Source organism: Bradyrhizobium sp. 26S5 (assembly GCF_036923295.1).
GTDB classification, from domain to species: Bacteria; Pseudomonadota; Alphaproteobacteria; order Rhizobiales; family Xanthobacteraceae; genus Bradyrhizobium; species Bradyrhizobium septentrionale.
Genome location: NZ_CP145948.1, coordinates 7,012,241 through 7,027,494, shown reverse-complemented (window position 1 = coordinate 7,027,494; position 15,254 = coordinate 7,012,241). Strand labels below are relative to the sequence as shown.

General features: G+C 64.8%; 12 protein-coding genes. 7 read left to right on the top strand and 5 right to left on the bottom strand.

Annotation, left to right across the window (positions count from 1 at the left end; genetic code table 11):
- The first annotated feature begins 37 nt into the window (after window positions 1–37).
- Complete coding sequence (locus V5279_RS33160; protein WP_338691314.1) at window positions 38–2,707, top strand: flavin-containing monooxygenase; 2,670 nt, start codon at window positions 38–40, stop codon at window positions 2,705–2,707.
- A 45-nt stretch (window positions 2,708–2,752) separates the two neighbouring features.
- On the opposite strand, the gene V5279_RS33155 is transcribed toward V5279_RS33160, so the two are convergent.
- Together V5279_RS33155 and V5279_RS33150 are read right to left on the bottom strand one after the other, a co-directional pair.
- On the bottom strand, window positions 2,753–3,595 hold the full coding sequence (locus V5279_RS33155; protein ID WP_338691313.1) for a GNAT family N-acetyltransferase: 843 nt from the start codon (window positions 3,593–3,595) through the stop codon (window positions 2,753–2,755).
- Between the two features lie 151 nt (window positions 3,596–3,746).
- Window positions 3,747–4,391 (bottom strand): TetR/AcrR family transcriptional regulator, encoded by a 645-nt coding sequence (locus tag V5279_RS33150; protein WP_338691312.1) that lies wholly within the window; start codon window positions 4,389–4,391, stop codon window positions 3,747–3,749.
- 190 nt (window positions 4,392–4,581) lie between these two features.
- Between V5279_RS33150 and V5279_RS33145 the strand changes: the two genes are divergently transcribed.
- From V5279_RS33145 to V5279_RS33130, 4 genes are all read left to right on the top strand, one after another.
- The gene (locus V5279_RS33145; protein ID WP_338691311.1) at window positions 4,582–5,886 is read left to right on the top strand and encodes an HlyD family secretion protein; all 1,305 of its coding nucleotides are present in this window, start codon (window positions 4,582–4,584) and stop codon (window positions 5,884–5,886) included.
- A 51-nt stretch (window positions 5,887–5,937) separates the two neighbouring features.
- Window positions 5,938–7,527 (top strand): DHA2 family efflux MFS transporter permease subunit, encoded by a 1,590-nt coding sequence (locus V5279_RS33140; RefSeq protein WP_338691310.1) that lies wholly within the window; start codon window positions 5,938–5,940, stop codon window positions 7,525–7,527.
- A 375-nt stretch (window positions 7,528–7,902) separates the two neighbouring features.
- Window positions 7,903–9,705: an ABC transporter ATP-binding protein gene (locus tag V5279_RS33135; RefSeq protein WP_338691309.1), complete on the top strand. Its 1,803-nt coding sequence runs from the start codon at window positions 7,903–7,905 to the stop codon at window positions 9,703–9,705.
- An 84-nt stretch (window positions 9,706–9,789) separates the two neighbouring features.
- Window positions 9,790–11,175 (top strand): MATE family efflux transporter, encoded by a 1,386-nt coding sequence (locus V5279_RS33130; protein ID WP_338691308.1) that lies wholly within the window; start codon window positions 9,790–9,792, stop codon window positions 11,173–11,175.
- A 30-nt stretch (window positions 11,176–11,205) separates the two neighbouring features.
- Here V5279_RS33130 and V5279_RS33125 read toward each other — a convergent pair whose 3' ends face one another.
- Window positions 11,206–11,949, bottom strand: a complete 744-nt coding sequence (locus tag V5279_RS33125) for a sulfite exporter TauE/SafE family protein (protein ID WP_338691307.1) — start codon at window positions 11,947–11,949, stop codon at window positions 11,206–11,208.
- A gap of 107 nt (window positions 11,950–12,056) precedes the next feature.
- On the opposite strand from V5279_RS33125, the gene V5279_RS33120 reads away from it, so the two are divergent.
- The gene (locus V5279_RS33120) at window positions 12,057–12,773 is read left to right on the top strand and encodes an alpha/beta hydrolase (RefSeq protein ID WP_338691306.1); all 717 of its coding nucleotides are present in this window, start codon (window positions 12,057–12,059) and stop codon (window positions 12,771–12,773) included.
- A gap of 69 nt (window positions 12,774–12,842) precedes the next feature.
- Here the strand turns inward: V5279_RS33120 and V5279_RS33115 are convergent, their stop codons facing one another.
- Window positions 12,843–13,370: a hypothetical protein gene (locus V5279_RS33115; RefSeq protein WP_029078924.1), complete on the bottom strand. Its 528-nt coding sequence runs from the start codon at window positions 13,368–13,370 to the stop codon at window positions 12,843–12,845.
- A 268-nt stretch (window positions 13,371–13,638) separates the two neighbouring features.
- Window positions 13,639–14,001, bottom strand: a complete 363-nt coding sequence (locus V5279_RS33110; protein ID WP_338691305.1) for a ClpX C4-type zinc finger protein — start codon at window positions 13,999–14,001, stop codon at window positions 13,639–13,641.
- A 229-nt stretch (window positions 14,002–14,230) separates the two neighbouring features.
- Between V5279_RS33110 and V5279_RS33105 the strand changes: the two genes are divergently transcribed.
- On the top strand, window positions 14,231–15,250 hold the full coding sequence (locus V5279_RS33105; protein WP_166304606.1) for a patatin-like phospholipase family protein: 1,020 nt from the start codon (window positions 14,231–14,233) through the stop codon (window positions 15,248–15,250).
- The last annotated feature ends 4 nt before the right edge of the window (window positions 15,251–15,254 follow it).

Sequence of the window (15,254 nt, the reverse complement as noted above, 5' to 3'; positions counted from 1 at the left end):
AGCCTTCCGTCAAATCAAAACATATGGGAGGAATGGCATGCCAGACGCAGCAGTTGCAGCACGCGCTTCGGACTCCACGCACAGCGGAACCACGCAGCAGGTCGACGTCGCGGTCGTCGGCGCCGGTTTCGCCGGTCTTTATTTGCTGCATCGGCTGCGCAAGGCGGGCTTCTCGGCGGTCGCGCTCGAAGAGGGCGCCGACGTCGGCGGCACCTGGTATTGGAACCGGTATCCCGGCGCGCGCTGCGATATCCAGACCATCGACTACAGCTACACCTTCGATCCCGAACTCGATCAGGCCTGGACCTGGTCGGAGAAATACGCGACCCAGCCGGAAATCCTGCGCTATCTCGGCTTCGTCGCCGACCGCTACGATCTGCGCCGCGACATCCGCTTCGGCACCAAGGTGACGCAGGCGACCTGGAATGATGCGACCGCGCGCTGGCAGATCTCGACCAACAACGGCGCCAATGTCTCGTGCCGCTATTACATCATGGCGACCGGCTGCCTGTCGGCGCCGAAGCCGCCGGAGATCGACGGCGTCAAGGATTTCAAGGGCCAGATCTATTTCACCGGCCGCTGGCCGCATCAGGGCGTCGATCTCAAAGGCAAGCGGGTCGCCGTGATCGGCACCGGATCGTCGGGCATCCAATCGATTCCGCTGATCGCCGAGCAGGCCGCGCAACTCACCGTGTTCCAGCGTACGCCGAATTTCGCATTGCCTGCCGGCAACGGCCCGGCGCCGGAGGATCGGAAGACCTTCTTCGAGACCGACCGCGCGGCCTATCGCGAGCAGGCGCGCTGGTCGATGGCCGGCGTGCCGTATCCGCAGCAGACCGTGGTGAGTTGGCAGTTGAGCGATGCCGAACGCCGCGAGCGCTTCGAGAAGGCGTGGGCGGCGGGCGACCTCGTCCATATCCTGACCCAGCTGTGGGCCGACCAGGCGGTCGATGTCGACGGCAACCGGCTGGTCGCCGATCTGATCCGCGAGAAGATCGGCGCCGTGGTCAAGGATCCCGAGATCGCCGCGGCGCTCGCTCCGCACGATCATCCGTTCGGCGCCAAGCGTCCCTGCCTCGATACCAACTACTACGCGACCTACAACCGTCCGAACGTGACGCTGGTCAATCTGCGGCAGGAGCCGATCAAGGCGATCACGGCGAACGGCATCGCGACCGGCAGGCGCAGCTTCGATGTCGACGTCATCGTGTTCGCCACCGGCTTCGACGCGATGACCGGCGCGATCATGGCGGTGCATCCGATCTCCGGCCGCGGCGGCAAGTCGCTGTCGGATGTCTGGGCGCACGGACCGCAGACCTATCTCGGCGTCACCGTCGCGGGCTTCCCCAATCTGTTCATGATCACCGGCCCCGGCAGCCCGTCGGTGCTGTCGAACATGGCGGTGTCGATCGAGCAGCATGTCGACTGGGTGGTGGAGCGGATCGCCGCGCTGCGCGACGCCGGCTTCACCACGATGGAGGCGACCGAGAACGCGCAGGCCGGCTGGGAGCGGCACATGGCCGACTGCGCGACCCTGACGCTGCATCGGCTCGCCAACACCTGGTACACGGGCGCCAACGTGCCCGGCAAGCCGCAGGGCGTGATGCCCTATACCGGCGGCGTCGGCCCGTATCGCAGCATCTGCAATGAGGTGGTCGGCCGCGGCATGCTCGGCTTCAAGCTGTCGGGTCCCGGCGTCGCCGAACAGTGCAATGACGGCGAGGTCGTGCGGCTGCAGCCGGACGTGCGGCTGGTGCTCGGCATGCTGGCCGAGATGAACCTGCCGCCGATCGAGACCATGGGTGCGCAGGGCGCGCGCGACTTCCTGACCGAGTTCAACAAGGGCCGTCCTGCCGGCCGTCCCGTCGGCGAAGTCGGCACCGGCATGTTGCAGGGTGCCGACGGCCCGCTGCCCTACAAGCTGTATCGGCCGGCGACGCCGGGGCCGCATCCGATCGTGGTCTATTTCCACGGTGGCGGCTGGGTGCTCGGCGACGAGCTGTCGGACGATCCGTTCTGCCGCGATCTGTGCCGGCGCACCGGCATGATCATCGTCAGCGTCGGTTATCGCCACGCGCCCGAGCATCGCTTCCCGGCGGCGGCCGAGGACGGCTATGCGGCGACGCGCTGGATCGCCGCCCACACCGCCGAACTTGGCGGCAGGGCAGGGCCGGTGCTGGTCGCGGGCTGGAGCGCCGGCGGCAATATCGCGGCTGTCACCTGCCAGCTCGCGCGCGATCGCGGCGGGCCCGAGATCGCGGGCCAGCTCCTGATCTGCCCGGTCACCGACTCCTCCTTCGACCGGCAGTCCTATGTCGACAACGCGGCCGGCTACTTCCTGACCCGCGGGCTGATGTACTGGTTCTGGGACCTGTACTGCTCGCCCGCCGACCGCACCGATCCGCGCGTCGCGCCGTTGCGCGGCAAGCTCGACGGCCTGCCGCCGGCGTTCATCGCGACCGCCGAGTTTGATCCGCTGCGCGACGAGGGCATCGCCTATGGCGACGCGCTCGCCAAGGCCGGCGTCAAGGTCGAGCAGCTCAAGGGGCACGGCCACTTCCACTCGTCCTTCGTGATGGTCGATGTCATCATCACGGGCGTCAGCGGTCGCGTGAAGATGGCGCAGGCCCTGCGCCGCTTCGCCGGACTGCCCGAAGGGCTGGAGCAGGGCAGTGCACCGCCGCAGATCAACGCGGCGGCGAACTAGACTGGGAGTCTTGCGGCGCTTCGGTTCTCAACCAGGACCGAAGCGCTAACCGAGCTCGAACGTCGTGACGCCGAACACGCGATCGATCCGCAAGGGCGGGATCGCGCCGGTATACATCCGCGCGGTCTCGAACACCGGCGAGAGCCCGAGGCCTGCCGCCAATGCGACGGCGTCGCGGTTGACCGCGGGGACATCGAGGAAGATCTCGCCACTGCCGGCGCTTGCAAGCAATGCCGACAGGATGGTCTCGGCGCCGGCGCGGTCATCGGCCACAAGAGGACCGATCTTGCGGCCGGTGCGGCACGGGCGGATCACGCCCCAGCCGGCGAGAGCGCCGTCGCGCAACAGCGCGCGCCCGAGATGTCCTGGTGTATTGATCCAGGCGTGCAGGAAGGCCGGACGCGGCGCCGGAAACACCGTGGCGTCATCGGCCTCGATCCGCGCCGCCGGCACATCGGCCAGCGCGACGATGTCAGCGTTCGGCGCCGGCGGCGCGGCAACCGTGCCGCCATAGCGCACATTGGCGTAAGCGAGCGCGAAGCCGGATTTTTGATAGTTCGCCTGCTGCGCCACCACGCCGTCGAGCCCGATCACGCGTGGATGCGCATGCGCGATGGCCGCATTCCATATCTTCAGGCCATGGCCGCGGCCGCGCAGATCCGGACGCACGATGTAGAAGCCGAGGAACGCAAACTGCGCGCCGTAATTGACGCAGGAGACCACCGCGGCCGGCCGCCCGTCGAGCTCGCCGATGAAAAATCCGTGCGGGTCCTCGGCGGCAAAGCACGCGGCATCGGCGAGACCGGGATTCCATCCCTCTGCCGCGGCCCAGTCCACCGCGAGCGCGATCTCGTCTGGCCGCATATGCCGAATGCTGAGGTCGTTCATGGATGGCCATCCTCGAATTGGCGCCGCAACGGCCATGGTAGCGCGCTAATCTCTCCCCGTCATTGCGAGCGAAGCGAAGCAATCCATCGCGCCGCGAGGATGAAGAGTGGATTGCTTCGTCCCTGACGCTCCTCGCAATGACGGTGCGAGATCAGTTCGCCTGCTTCGGCCGGTACGCGGCGAAGAACACCCGCGTTGCGCTGTCGACGACAACAGCGATCCGCTGCGGCGAGGGCGACGGATTGGCCTGGAAGATGAACGCCTGGAACAGCGTCGCCTGGCACATCTGCATGAACTGCCATGCCGCGAGCTGATAATCATCGATCACGAGCTCGCCGAGCGCGGCGCGCGCCTCGAGATAGGCGGCGAAGCGGTCGACGGTGTGGGCGATCACATGGGTGTAGAACCGGCTGCCGAGTTCGGGCATCCGCTCGGCGATCGCCATCACGGTGCGGATCGCCGAACCGCCGCCGGGCCGGCACAGCACCGCGACATAGGCGCGGCCGAATTCGGGGAGGGTGGTGTCGACGTCGCGCGTCGGATCGAAATTGAAGGCGACCTTGCCCTGCTCGAGCTTCTCCTCCTCGACGATCGCCGCGAACAGCCCGGCCTTGTCGGGGAAATAGACATAGAGCGTGCCCTTGGAGACGGCAGCGGCGCGGGCGATCTCGCCCATGCTGGCGCCGTCGAAACCGAGCTCCAGGAACACCTTGCGGGCGCCGTCCAGGATCTGGCGTCGTTTTGACGGTTCTTCCTCGCCGACGGGCTGGAGGGAGGCTCGGGGGGCTGCAACCATTGATTTAGCTTCTCGCCAAAGAACTCAACCCGGAATGCGCAAGGTTAAGAATCGAAGCGTTATAATCCCTGCCGAGGGAATATAGATTGACCGAACCGTTCGGTCAATGCTATTGGTGGGAGTGACGATGAGCCGCACGGCCCTTATTCCGCCATTGCGGGCATCGAGACTATTTTGGGGAGCCTCGGCTATGGCCGCAGCACGAGATCAGGCTGCACGCATTGTTCGTTCCGGGCCTGAGATGGCCGAGGACGCGAAGGCGCGCGATGCATCCGCCGATCTCGGCGAGCAGGCCAGAACTGACGAAACTAAAAGGGCCGACGAATTCAAGCGTCCCGCCGAGGCGCCGCCCGCTTCTGCGCCCGAGCAGCCGGCGGCTTCGCCCGCTGCTTCTGCGCCGCCGAAATCCGGCAAGCGCAAATTCGTCATGATGGGCGTGGTCGGCCTGCTCGCGATCGCGGCCGCAAGCTATGCCGCCTATTACCTGATGGTCGGACGCTTCTATGTCTCGACCGACGATGCCTATGTCCGCGCCAACAACACCATGCTCGGCGCGCGCGTCGCGGGCCATATCGCTGCGATCCTGCCCGGCGACAATGCGCTGGTGCGCGCCGGCGATGTGATCTTCCGGATCGACGACGGCGACTATCGCATCGCAGCCGATGCCGCGCGCACCCGGATCGCGACCCAGCAGGCGACGATCGAGCGCTTCGGCCGCCAGGTTGCGGCAGCCGAGAGCACGGTCGAGCAGGCGCAGGCCCAGCTGGTGTCCGCCGAAGCCGGCCTGAAGCGCGCCGGTCTGGATTTCGATCGCCAGCAGGAGCTCAGCACCAAGGGCTTTGCCTCGCGCGCCACGTTCGAAGTCTCCGAAGCCGGCCGCGATCAGGGCGCCGCCGCCGTCCGCTCGGCGCAGGCCGCCTACGACACCGCGAAGAGCAATGTCGAGGTAACCAAGGCGCAGCAGGCCGAGTCCCGTGCCCAGCTTGCCGAATTGCAGACCCAGCTCGCCAAGGCCGAGCGCGACCTCGATTTCACCCAGGTCCGCGCCCCGGTCGACGGCACCTTTTCCAACCGCCTGGTCAATACCGGCGACTACATCAATGTCGGCCAGCGGCTCGGCAATGTGGTGCCGCTCGACGGCGTCTTCATCGACGCCAACTACAAAGAGACCCAGCTCAAGCGCATCCGTCCCGGCCAGCGGGTGACGATCAAGGTCGACGCATACGGCTTCCGCAAGTTCACCGGCATCGTCGACAGCATCTCGCCGGCCGCGGGCTCGGTGTTCACGCTGCTGCCGCCCGACAACGCCACCGGCAATTTCACCAAGATCGTGCAGCGCCTGCCGGTCCGCATCCGCGTGCCGAACAGCGTCGCCAAGCAGGGCATGCTGCGCGCCGGCATGTCGGTCTACACCACCGTCGACACCAGGGAGGGCGCGGCCGACGCCGACGCCGATACCGATCTCGACGCGCCGATGATGATCCATCCGCAGTGATGCCTTGAAGCTTCGAACCTGAGGGTTCGAAGCGCGGAGCCTGATAAGCCCATGGCCGACGCGACCACTGCTTCCCCTTCGATGATGGCCGGCGCCTCGGAGTCCGAGCGCCTCCAGCCGAAACGGGTGGTTGCGTTCATCATCATGGTGTTCGGCATGTTCATGTCGATCCTGGACATCCAGATCGTTTCGGCGTCGCTCACCGAGATCCAGGCCGGCCTGTCGGCGTCCTCGACCGAAGTGTCGTGGGTGCAGACCGCCTATCTGATCGCCGAGGTGATCGCGATCCCGCTGTCCGGCTTCCTGTCGCGCGCGCTCGGCACCCGGCTGCTGTTCGCGATCTCGGCGTTCGGCTTCACGGTGTCCAGCCTGCTGTGCGGCTTCGCCTCCACGATCGAGCAGATGATCCTGTGGCGCGCGCTGCAGGGCTTTCTCGGCGCCGGCATGATCCCGACGGTGTTCGCCTCGGCCTACACCATCTTCCCGCGCTCCAAGTTCTACATCGTGGCGCCGATCATCGGGCTGGTCGCGACGCTCGCGCCGACGGTCGGGCCGACGGTCGGGGGCTTCATCACCGATCTGATGTCGTGGCACTGGCTGTTCTTCATCAACATCGTGCCCGGCATCATCATCACGATCGGCGTGCTGGCGCTGGTCGATTTCGACCAGCCGAACTTCGCGCTGCTCGAGCGCTTCGACTGGTGGGGCCTGATCTTCATGGGCGGCTTCCTCGGCTCGCTGGAATATGTGCTGGAGGAAGGCCCGCAATATGAATGGCTGCAGGACACCTCAGTGGCGATCTGCGCCGCGATCTGCTTCGTCTCGGCGATCGCCTTCTTTTGGCGGGTGTTGACCGTGGAGGAGCCGATCGTCGATCTCTATGCCTTCTCCAACCGCAACTTCGCGGTCGGCTGCGTGCTGCAGTTCTGCATCGGCATCGGGCTCTACGGTCTGACCTACGTCTATCCGCGCTATCTCGCGGAGGTCCGCGGCTACAGCGCGCTGATGATCGGCGAGACCATGTTCGTCTCCGGCATCACCATGTTCTTCATGGCGCCGGTGGTCGGCCGTCTGATGCAGAAGGTCGATTTGCGCTACATCATCGCCTTCGGCCTCGTCACCTTCGCGCTCGGCTCCTGGCAGATGACCTGGATCACGCGCGAGTACGATTTCTACGAGCTGCTGGTGCCGCAGATTCTGCGCGGCATCGGCATGATGTGCGCGATGGTGCCGACCAACAATATTGCGCTCGCCACACTGCCACAGGACCGCGTCAAGAATGCCTCCGGCCTGTTCAACCTGATGCGCAATCTCGGCGGCGCGGTCGGGCTCGCCTTGATCAACGAAGCGCTCAACCACCGCACCGATCTGCACATCTCGCGGCTGCAGGACCGCGTGACCTGGGGCAACACGACCGCGGTCGAGACCCTCAACAATTTCACCCAGCGTTTGCAGGGCATGGGCGATTCCACCTTGATGGCGATGAAGCAGCTCTCGCAGATCGTGCACCGCCAGGCCCAGGTGATGAGCTACGGCGACGCCTTCTTCATGCTGTCGCTGTTCTATGTCGGCCTCAGCCTGCTGGTGCTGTTCGTCAACAAGCCGCCGCCGATGACCGACGCCGGCGGCGACGCGCATTGAGAGCATCGGCATCGCGCGTCGTGTGCACCCGTTGGCGTGCGGAGCGTTGCATCGCCGACACAGTGGCGCACTTGGACGCACTCACGCGCTTGTCATCTTGCCAATCGCGCCTGATGCATTTATAAGCAGCGCATTCCTTACTCGAACCCGGGAGATGCGCATGAAGTCGTTTATTTCGCAGATCGTGCGCCCGCGTTCGATGGTGCTGGACGCACTTACGCGTTAGCTCCCGGCGCTGATCGGGCCTGATCCCCGATCATCAAAGCTTCCCAACAAATTACCGATTGTTTTCAGCGACTCCTGCGGCCGGATTCCGTCCGCCAGTCGCCTTAAGTGGAGCCGGCTTGCGCTGCAAAGGCGTGGCCGGAATGTGCCATGACCTCTCTGACATCCAAGCGACCGGCCGCGATCCGGATCGTCTTGCCATTCGTGTTCCGCCATTGGCTGGAGCAGCCGCTCCGCGCCTCCGCCGTGACCGCGGGCTTCCTCGGTGCGACCGCCGCCGACCTGTTCATGCCGGTATTCTCCGGTCATCTGGTCGACGCATTGACCGCGGGTTCGACGGATGCCGCCGCGCGCCATGCCGCGATGCTGGCATTCGGCGCCATCGTAGGCCTCGGTGCACTGTCGCTGATGCTGCGGCTGGTCGGCATTACGACCATCGTGCCGTTCACGCTGAAGACGATGTCCGATGTCGGGCAGCGGGCCTTCATGCGGGTGCAACGCTTCTCGACCGACTGGCACGCCAATTCGTTCGCCGGCTCCACCGTGCGCAAGGTCACGCGCGGCATGTGGGCGCTCGACCTGTTGAACGACACCATCCTGATGGCGCTGCTGCCGTCGCTCGTGGTGCTGCTCGGCTCGATGATCCTGCTCGGGCTGCACTGGCCGCAGCTCGGCGCGGTGATCGCCATAGGTTCGGTGATCTATGTCACGATGACCATGGCGTTCCAGGTGAGCTACGTCGCGCCTGCCGCGCGCGTCTCCAATGCATGGGACACCAAGGTCGGCGGCACGCTGGCCGACGCCTTGACCTGCAACGCGGTGGTGAAGTCGTTCGGCGCCGAGACCCGCGAGGATATCAGGCTCGACGGCGTCATCAGCCGCTGGCGCCGCCGGGTGCGGCGGACCTGGCTCCGCTACAACCACACTTCGACGGCGCAGCTGCTCGTGCTGCTGTGCTTCCGTGCCTCGGTGATCGGCGGTGCGATCCTGCTGTGGGCGGCCGGCCGCGCCACGCCGGGCGACGTCACCTATGTCCTGACCAGCTACTACATCATCCACGCGTACTTGCGCGATGTCGGCATGCACATCAACAACCTGCAGCGTTCGGTGAACGACATGGAGGAGCTGGTGCAGATCCACGGTGAGCCGCTCGGCATTGTCGACGCGGTCGACGCTGGAACGATCGACATCCAGGGCGGCCGCATCGTGTTCGACGACGTCACGTTCCACTATGGCGGCCATCGCCGGCCGCTCTATGACGGATTGTCGGTCGACATCGATGCGGGCGAGCGCGTCGGTCTCGTCGGGCGCTCCGGCTCCGGCAAGACGACCTTCGTCAAGCTGGTGCAGCGGCTCTACGACGTCACCAGTGGAAAAATCCTGATCGACGGTCAGGATATCGCGCAGGCGACGCAGCAATCGCTGCGCAGCCAGATCGCGATCGTGCAGCAGGAGCCGATCCTGTTCCACCGTACGCTGGCGGAGAACATCGCCTATGGCCGGCCGGGCGCCGGCATGGAGGCGATCGAGCAGGCGGCGCGGCTTGCCAATGCGCACGACTTCATCATGCGGCTGCCGAAGGGCTACGGCACGCTGGTGGGTGAGCGCGGCGTCAAGCTGTCGGGCGGCGAGCGGCAGCGCGTGGCGCTGGCGCGCGCCTTCCTGGCGGATGCGCCGGTCCTGATCCTGGACGAAGCGACCTCGAGCCTCGACTCAGAGTCCGAGGCGCTGATCCAGCAAGCGATGGAGCGGCTGATGAAGGGCCGGACCTCGATCGTGATCGCGCACCGGCTGTCGACCGTGCGCGGCATGGATCGCATCCTGGTATTCGATCGCGGCGAGATCGTCGAGCAGGGCACCCATGAGGCGCTCGCCGCACGTCCCGGCGGCATCTACCGCGGCCTGTTCGAGCGGCAGGCGACCGAGTTCGGCCAGGCCGCGGCGGCGGAGTGAGCGATGGCGCGTGGCTGACGGATTCATCTCCGGCAGCCACGCGGCCCAAATTGACCTCAGAATCGATTTGAGAATGGAATTGAAATGAAAGACCTTACGCGCGGCTCCATCGTGAGCCACATCTTGGTCATGGCTCCCCCGATCGTGGTCGGCATGATCACGATCATGATCTGCCAACTGGTCGATTTGTATTTTGTCGCCGGTCTCGGCGAGGCCGCCGTGGCGGGGGTATCTGCAGCCGGCAATGCCGGTTTCCTCGTCAACGCGCTGATGCAGGTGCTGGGCGTCGGCACCGTCTCGCTGATCGCGCATGCCGTGGGACGCAAGGACCGCAGCGATGCCAACCTCGTGTTCAATCAGTCGATCGTGTTGTCGGTGCTATCAGGGCTGTTGACGCTGTGCGCGGGGGCATTGCTGTCGCGCCTCTATATGCGCTCGGTCGCTGCCGACCAGGCCACCATCGAAGCCGGCACCACCTATCTCCTGTGGTTCATGCCGGCATTGGCGCTGCAATTCATCACCCAGGTGATGGCGTCAGCGCTGCGGGCTACCGGCATCGTGCGGCCCAGCATGCTGGTGCAGGCGGTCGCGGTCATCATCAACATCGCGCTGGCGCCGGTCCTGATCGCAGGCTGGGGCACCGGTCACGCGTTCGGCGTCGCCGGGGCAGGTCTGGCAAGTTCGATCGCCGTGCTCATCGGCGTGCTGATGCTGTTCGTGTATTTCCGCAAACTGGAACGCTATGTCGGATTCGATCCCGCGCAATGGCGTCCACAACTCCGGCAGTGGAAGCGGATCCTCAATGTCGGCCTGCCTGCCGGCGGCGAGTTCGCGCTCATCTTCGCCTGGATGGGTGTGATCTATTATGTGCTGCGCGATTTCGGCCCGGCGGCCCAAGCCGGGTTCGGCATCGGGACGCGCGTGCTCGGCCTGATCCAGATGCCGGCATTGGCGGTGGCGCTTGCCGCCGGCCCGATCGCCGGACAGAATTTCGGCGCCGGCAATGGCAAGCGCGTGCAGGAGACCTTCGTCAAGGCGGTGCTGATCGGCACGGTCGTTATGATAGTCTTCACTGTTCTCGCGCAGTGGAAGCCAGGGCTGTTGCTCGAGGGCTTCTCGAACGATCGGGAGACTATGGCGGTCGCCGCCCAGTTTCTGCACTTCGTCTCCATGAATCTCGTCGCGCAGGGACTGATCTTTACCTGCAACAGCGTGTTCCAGGGTCTCGGCAACACCAGACCGGTGTTGCTGAGTTCGGTCGTGCGCCTCGTCACCTATGCGGTGCCGGTGATCTGGCTCTCGACGCGGCCCGGCTTCCGGATCGAGCATGTGTGGTACCTGTCGATCGTGACGACGACGCTACAGGCCGGTTTGAGCTTGTCGTTGCTCCGTCGCGAATTCAGCAAACGTCTCGTGCCGCCGCCGCGCGACGTTGCTCCGGAACGCGTTGGTCTTGAGCCGGTGGGATGACCGGCTCAGCCAATTTGCGATGGCGGTTGATCATCGCGGCGCCAGCCCGTTCCAGACCAGCGCGACGCCGGACAGGAACAGCAGCACCAGCACCACGTCGGAGAAATTGCGGTCGCTGAGCGCGTGATAGAGCCGCGCGCCGAGCCAGGCGCCGAGCAGCGTGCCGGGAAACGCGCAGGCCACCAGCCAGATCAACTCCGGTTTCACCAGGCCGCTGGCGATCTGGATGAGAAGCGCGGCCGCCAAAATTGTGAAGTTGAAGATCTGGAACACGCCGCGCCGCTGCTGCTTGCCCCAGCCGCGCAGGCTCGCCCACAGGATCGGCAGCGGACCGGACAGTCCGGCGAGGCCGCCGAGGATGCCGCCGGCAAATCCGATCGCGCCATCGGCCCATTTGCCGCCGAACGAGATCGACATCGGCTTGCGCTGCAGGAACAGCAGGGTCGGGAACACCAGCAGGAAGATGCCGATCGTCAGCTTGAACACGCCGGGGTCGGCCCGCGCGATCAGCAGAATGCCGATCGGCACGCCGGCGAGGCCGCAAATGACGAACGGCCAGACCAGGCGGAAATCGATGCTCTTCCAGATCGACGGCAGCGTCGAAACCTGCGCGATCACAGAGCAGACCAGCACCAGCGGCACCGCAAGTGTCGGCGGCAGCACATAGAGCCAGATGCCGAGCGCCATCAGCGCGGTGCCGAAGCCGGCAAGGCCGGAGACGAAACCGCCGGCCAGCGCGCCGAAGAACAGGATCGCGTAACCAGCCGGGGTCATCCTCGTCTCGTTCTTCTGATCATTTGCAGCGACGTTTACACGACGCGCGTGGCGGGTACACTTCGAAATCGCGGCTCATCAACCATAATCGGAATGGAAGCATCCCAATGACTTCGAGTTCGTCGAAAACCTTTCTGGTCTGTCACGGCGCCTGGTCGGCAGGATGGGTCTGGAAGAAGATGCATCCGTTGATGCAGGCTGCCGGGCACCGGCTGATCACGCCGACCTACACCGGGCTCGGCGAGCGCGCGCACCTCGCCCATCGGGGGCTCGATCTGGAAGCGCATATCGGCGACATGCTCAACGTCATCTCATACGAAGACCTGCGTGACGTCGTGCTGATCGGCCATTCCTATGGCGGCATGGTCGCGACCGGCGTCGCCGACCGGGTGCGCGAGCGCATCGCGCAGCTGATCTATCTCGATGCCTTCGTGCCGCGCGACGGCCAGTCGCTGTTCGACCTCAATGAGCCGGTCATCGAGACCATGCGTGAGCTTGCGCACGATGGCGACGGCTGGCGTATCCCGCCGATGCCGACGCCGCCGGACACATCTCCCGCAGACGTCGAATGGCTGACCGCGCGCCGGGTCGACATGCCGATCAAATGCTTCGAGCAGAAATTGAAGCTGCAGCACGGCGAGACGAATTTGCCGCGCAGCTACATCTACGCCACCCGCACCACCCAGGTCGACACGTTCGGCCAGTTCGCCCGGCGCACCAGGAACGAAGCCGGCTGGCGCTATTTCGAGATCGACGCCAGCCACTCGCCGAACGTCACAGCGCCGGAGGCGCTGATGGCGCTGTTGCAGGAGATCGTTTCCTGACGAGCCGTCGTTCCGGGGCGATGCGAAGCTTCGCGCCGGAATCGATCAGGTGCGTTTGTTTGGCCAGGGTCATGCACCACGCGCGTCGCGCACGGCCTGAGCGACTTTCGTCGCCTGCGATACTCGTCCGATTTTCGCGCCTGCAATGATCTTTCTTCGGCGTTCGCTTGGCTTCGGCACCATGCCGTCGCCCGCGGTAGCGCCGGCCGAGGGACGAGTCATGAAGTTCGCGGCTCGGTGCAGTGCGAGGGCCTTTCGGGCTGCTTCGACATGCGCGGTCCGAGCTGCGAGGTTATGCAGACGCCTGAGCTCCGTGTTCACCCGCTTCACCGCCGCCGCGAAGACTTGCTTTCGTTCTGAAGCATGCTTGTCGGTTCCTGGAAAGCTTGTCCCGCGAGCCTCGGCTTTTCCGCGGCTCTCTCGCTGCTTTTGTCGGCTGACCGTTCGCTCCTTGTCGCGCATCTTGCGCAAGCGGGGTCGCATAGCCTCAAGCTCAGCCACCTCGACGTTGTAGATGGCGGGATGATGCGTCAGGCGGATTGCCTCATATTCTTCGTGGCTGAGAATGCTGCGCTCGAACTTGCAGGCGACCGACATTACCATTCCTCCGTTTGATTTTCTGAATCCCGGGCAGAAGGAGACGTCCAGCTCCAGCTGATCATAACTCTAACGCCGCTGGATGGCTAATTTGCCACCGCATTCGAAGCTCTATTTGCCGGGCATTCTGTTGACGCTGCCGCTATCGTCCTAACTGGCTGATGGCGTTGTTTCCGAGCTTCACGAGCAGCGCATGCGATCGCGCTCGGGCCTGCAACTCGGCGTTCAGAGTCCGCAGGAGATTGTTTACGTGAGATTCCGGACCCGATCAGGGCTTGCTCGGCAACCCCTCGACAAACTTTCGATGCTCCGCCAGCCACTCCGGATGGTCGGCGGCAAAGACCTGCACGCACAATTGGACGCATTCGTTGCAGATGAATGCCCTGGGTCCTGCCACCAGTTGCAGGACCTGCGGCGCGGCCTTTCCGCAGAACGAGCATGATGGCCCCGTCGATGCCTCCTCCTCATGGTCCGCGAGGCGGATTCCTTCACTCTTGAGCGCGCCGAGGAGCGCTTCGACGTCGTCGGCGCTAAGCTCTTTCGGGCACAATTCATTCAGTTGATCAAAAGTGATGAAGCCTGAGCGGCGACTGATCTTGCGTGCCGCCTGAATGATCTTCTGAAGGTCCATCTGCGATCCTCCGCGAAGGGCGCACTCTACGCCCGCCGCCCCATGTATGTCGCCTTTTAAGAAACGTGGGCCTATGGCGACGCTGAAGCGATTGGGTCGCTTCGCTGCGGGATGAGGCGACGTCGTTCGAAGTTCGCCATCGGAACCAGGCGGTGACCGCAACTTTGGCTCGCATGTTCGGCCAAACCGCGACATAATGAGCGTCTCGCGTGCTGGTGAACGTGGTCTCATGAACCGTAGCCCCGTGCTCGTAGACTTGGCGCTCCAGGGTGGAGGATCGCATGGTGCGTTCACATGGGGCGTCCTGGATCGGCTTCTCGAAGAGCCATGGTTTCAGATTGCGGGCATATCCGGGACATCGGCCGGAGCGATGAACGCCGCCGTACTGGCGGACGGGTGGACCGCGGGCGGCGCTGCGGGCGCACGCGAAGCGCTTGAAAAATACTGGCAAAGCGTCTCGCGCGCCGCCGCATTCAGTCCGTTGCAACGGTCGCCGCTCGACCGCCTGATGGGACGCTGGTCGCTCGATAGCTCTCCGGCCTATCTCTTCACCGATTTGATGTCGCGGATGCTTTCACCCTACGATCTCAATCCGCTCGGCTTCAATCCGCTGCGCGACATATTGAACGACAGCATCGATTTCGAGCGTCTTGCGCGCGCGCCGATCAAGCTCTTCATAACCGCCACACGCGTGCGTACGGGGCGCGGACGGATTTTTCGCAACGCGGAGATTACCGCGGATGTCCTGCTCGCGTCGGCCTGCCTGCCAACGATGTTTCCTGCGATCGAGATCGATGGCGAGCCCTATTGGGACGGGGGCTATGCGGGTAATCCCACGATTACGCCGCTCGTTCGCGAGACCGACGCGCGCGACACCGTCCTCGTCCAGATCAACCCGACCGAGCGGCTGGAGCAGCCGCGCACGGCCGCCGACATTCTCAACCGACTCAACGAGATCTCGTTCAATTCGCCGCTGGCAAAGGAGCTGCGGATGATCGCGTTGCTTCGTCAAGTTGCCGACCCCGGCACCGGAGAAGGTGCCCGCTGGGCGCAGATGAAGACGCACCGGATCAAGAGCGACATGCTTGCGACGTTCGGTTCGTCATCCAAGCTTAATGCCGAATGGGCGTTCGTGGCCAAGCTGCACGAGGAAGGGCGGCGAGCCGCCGGCGAATTCCTCGACGCGCATGGCGCCGATCTCGGTGAGCGTTCGACCGCCGATCTCGATATTCTGCTGACGGAGTGCTGAGGCG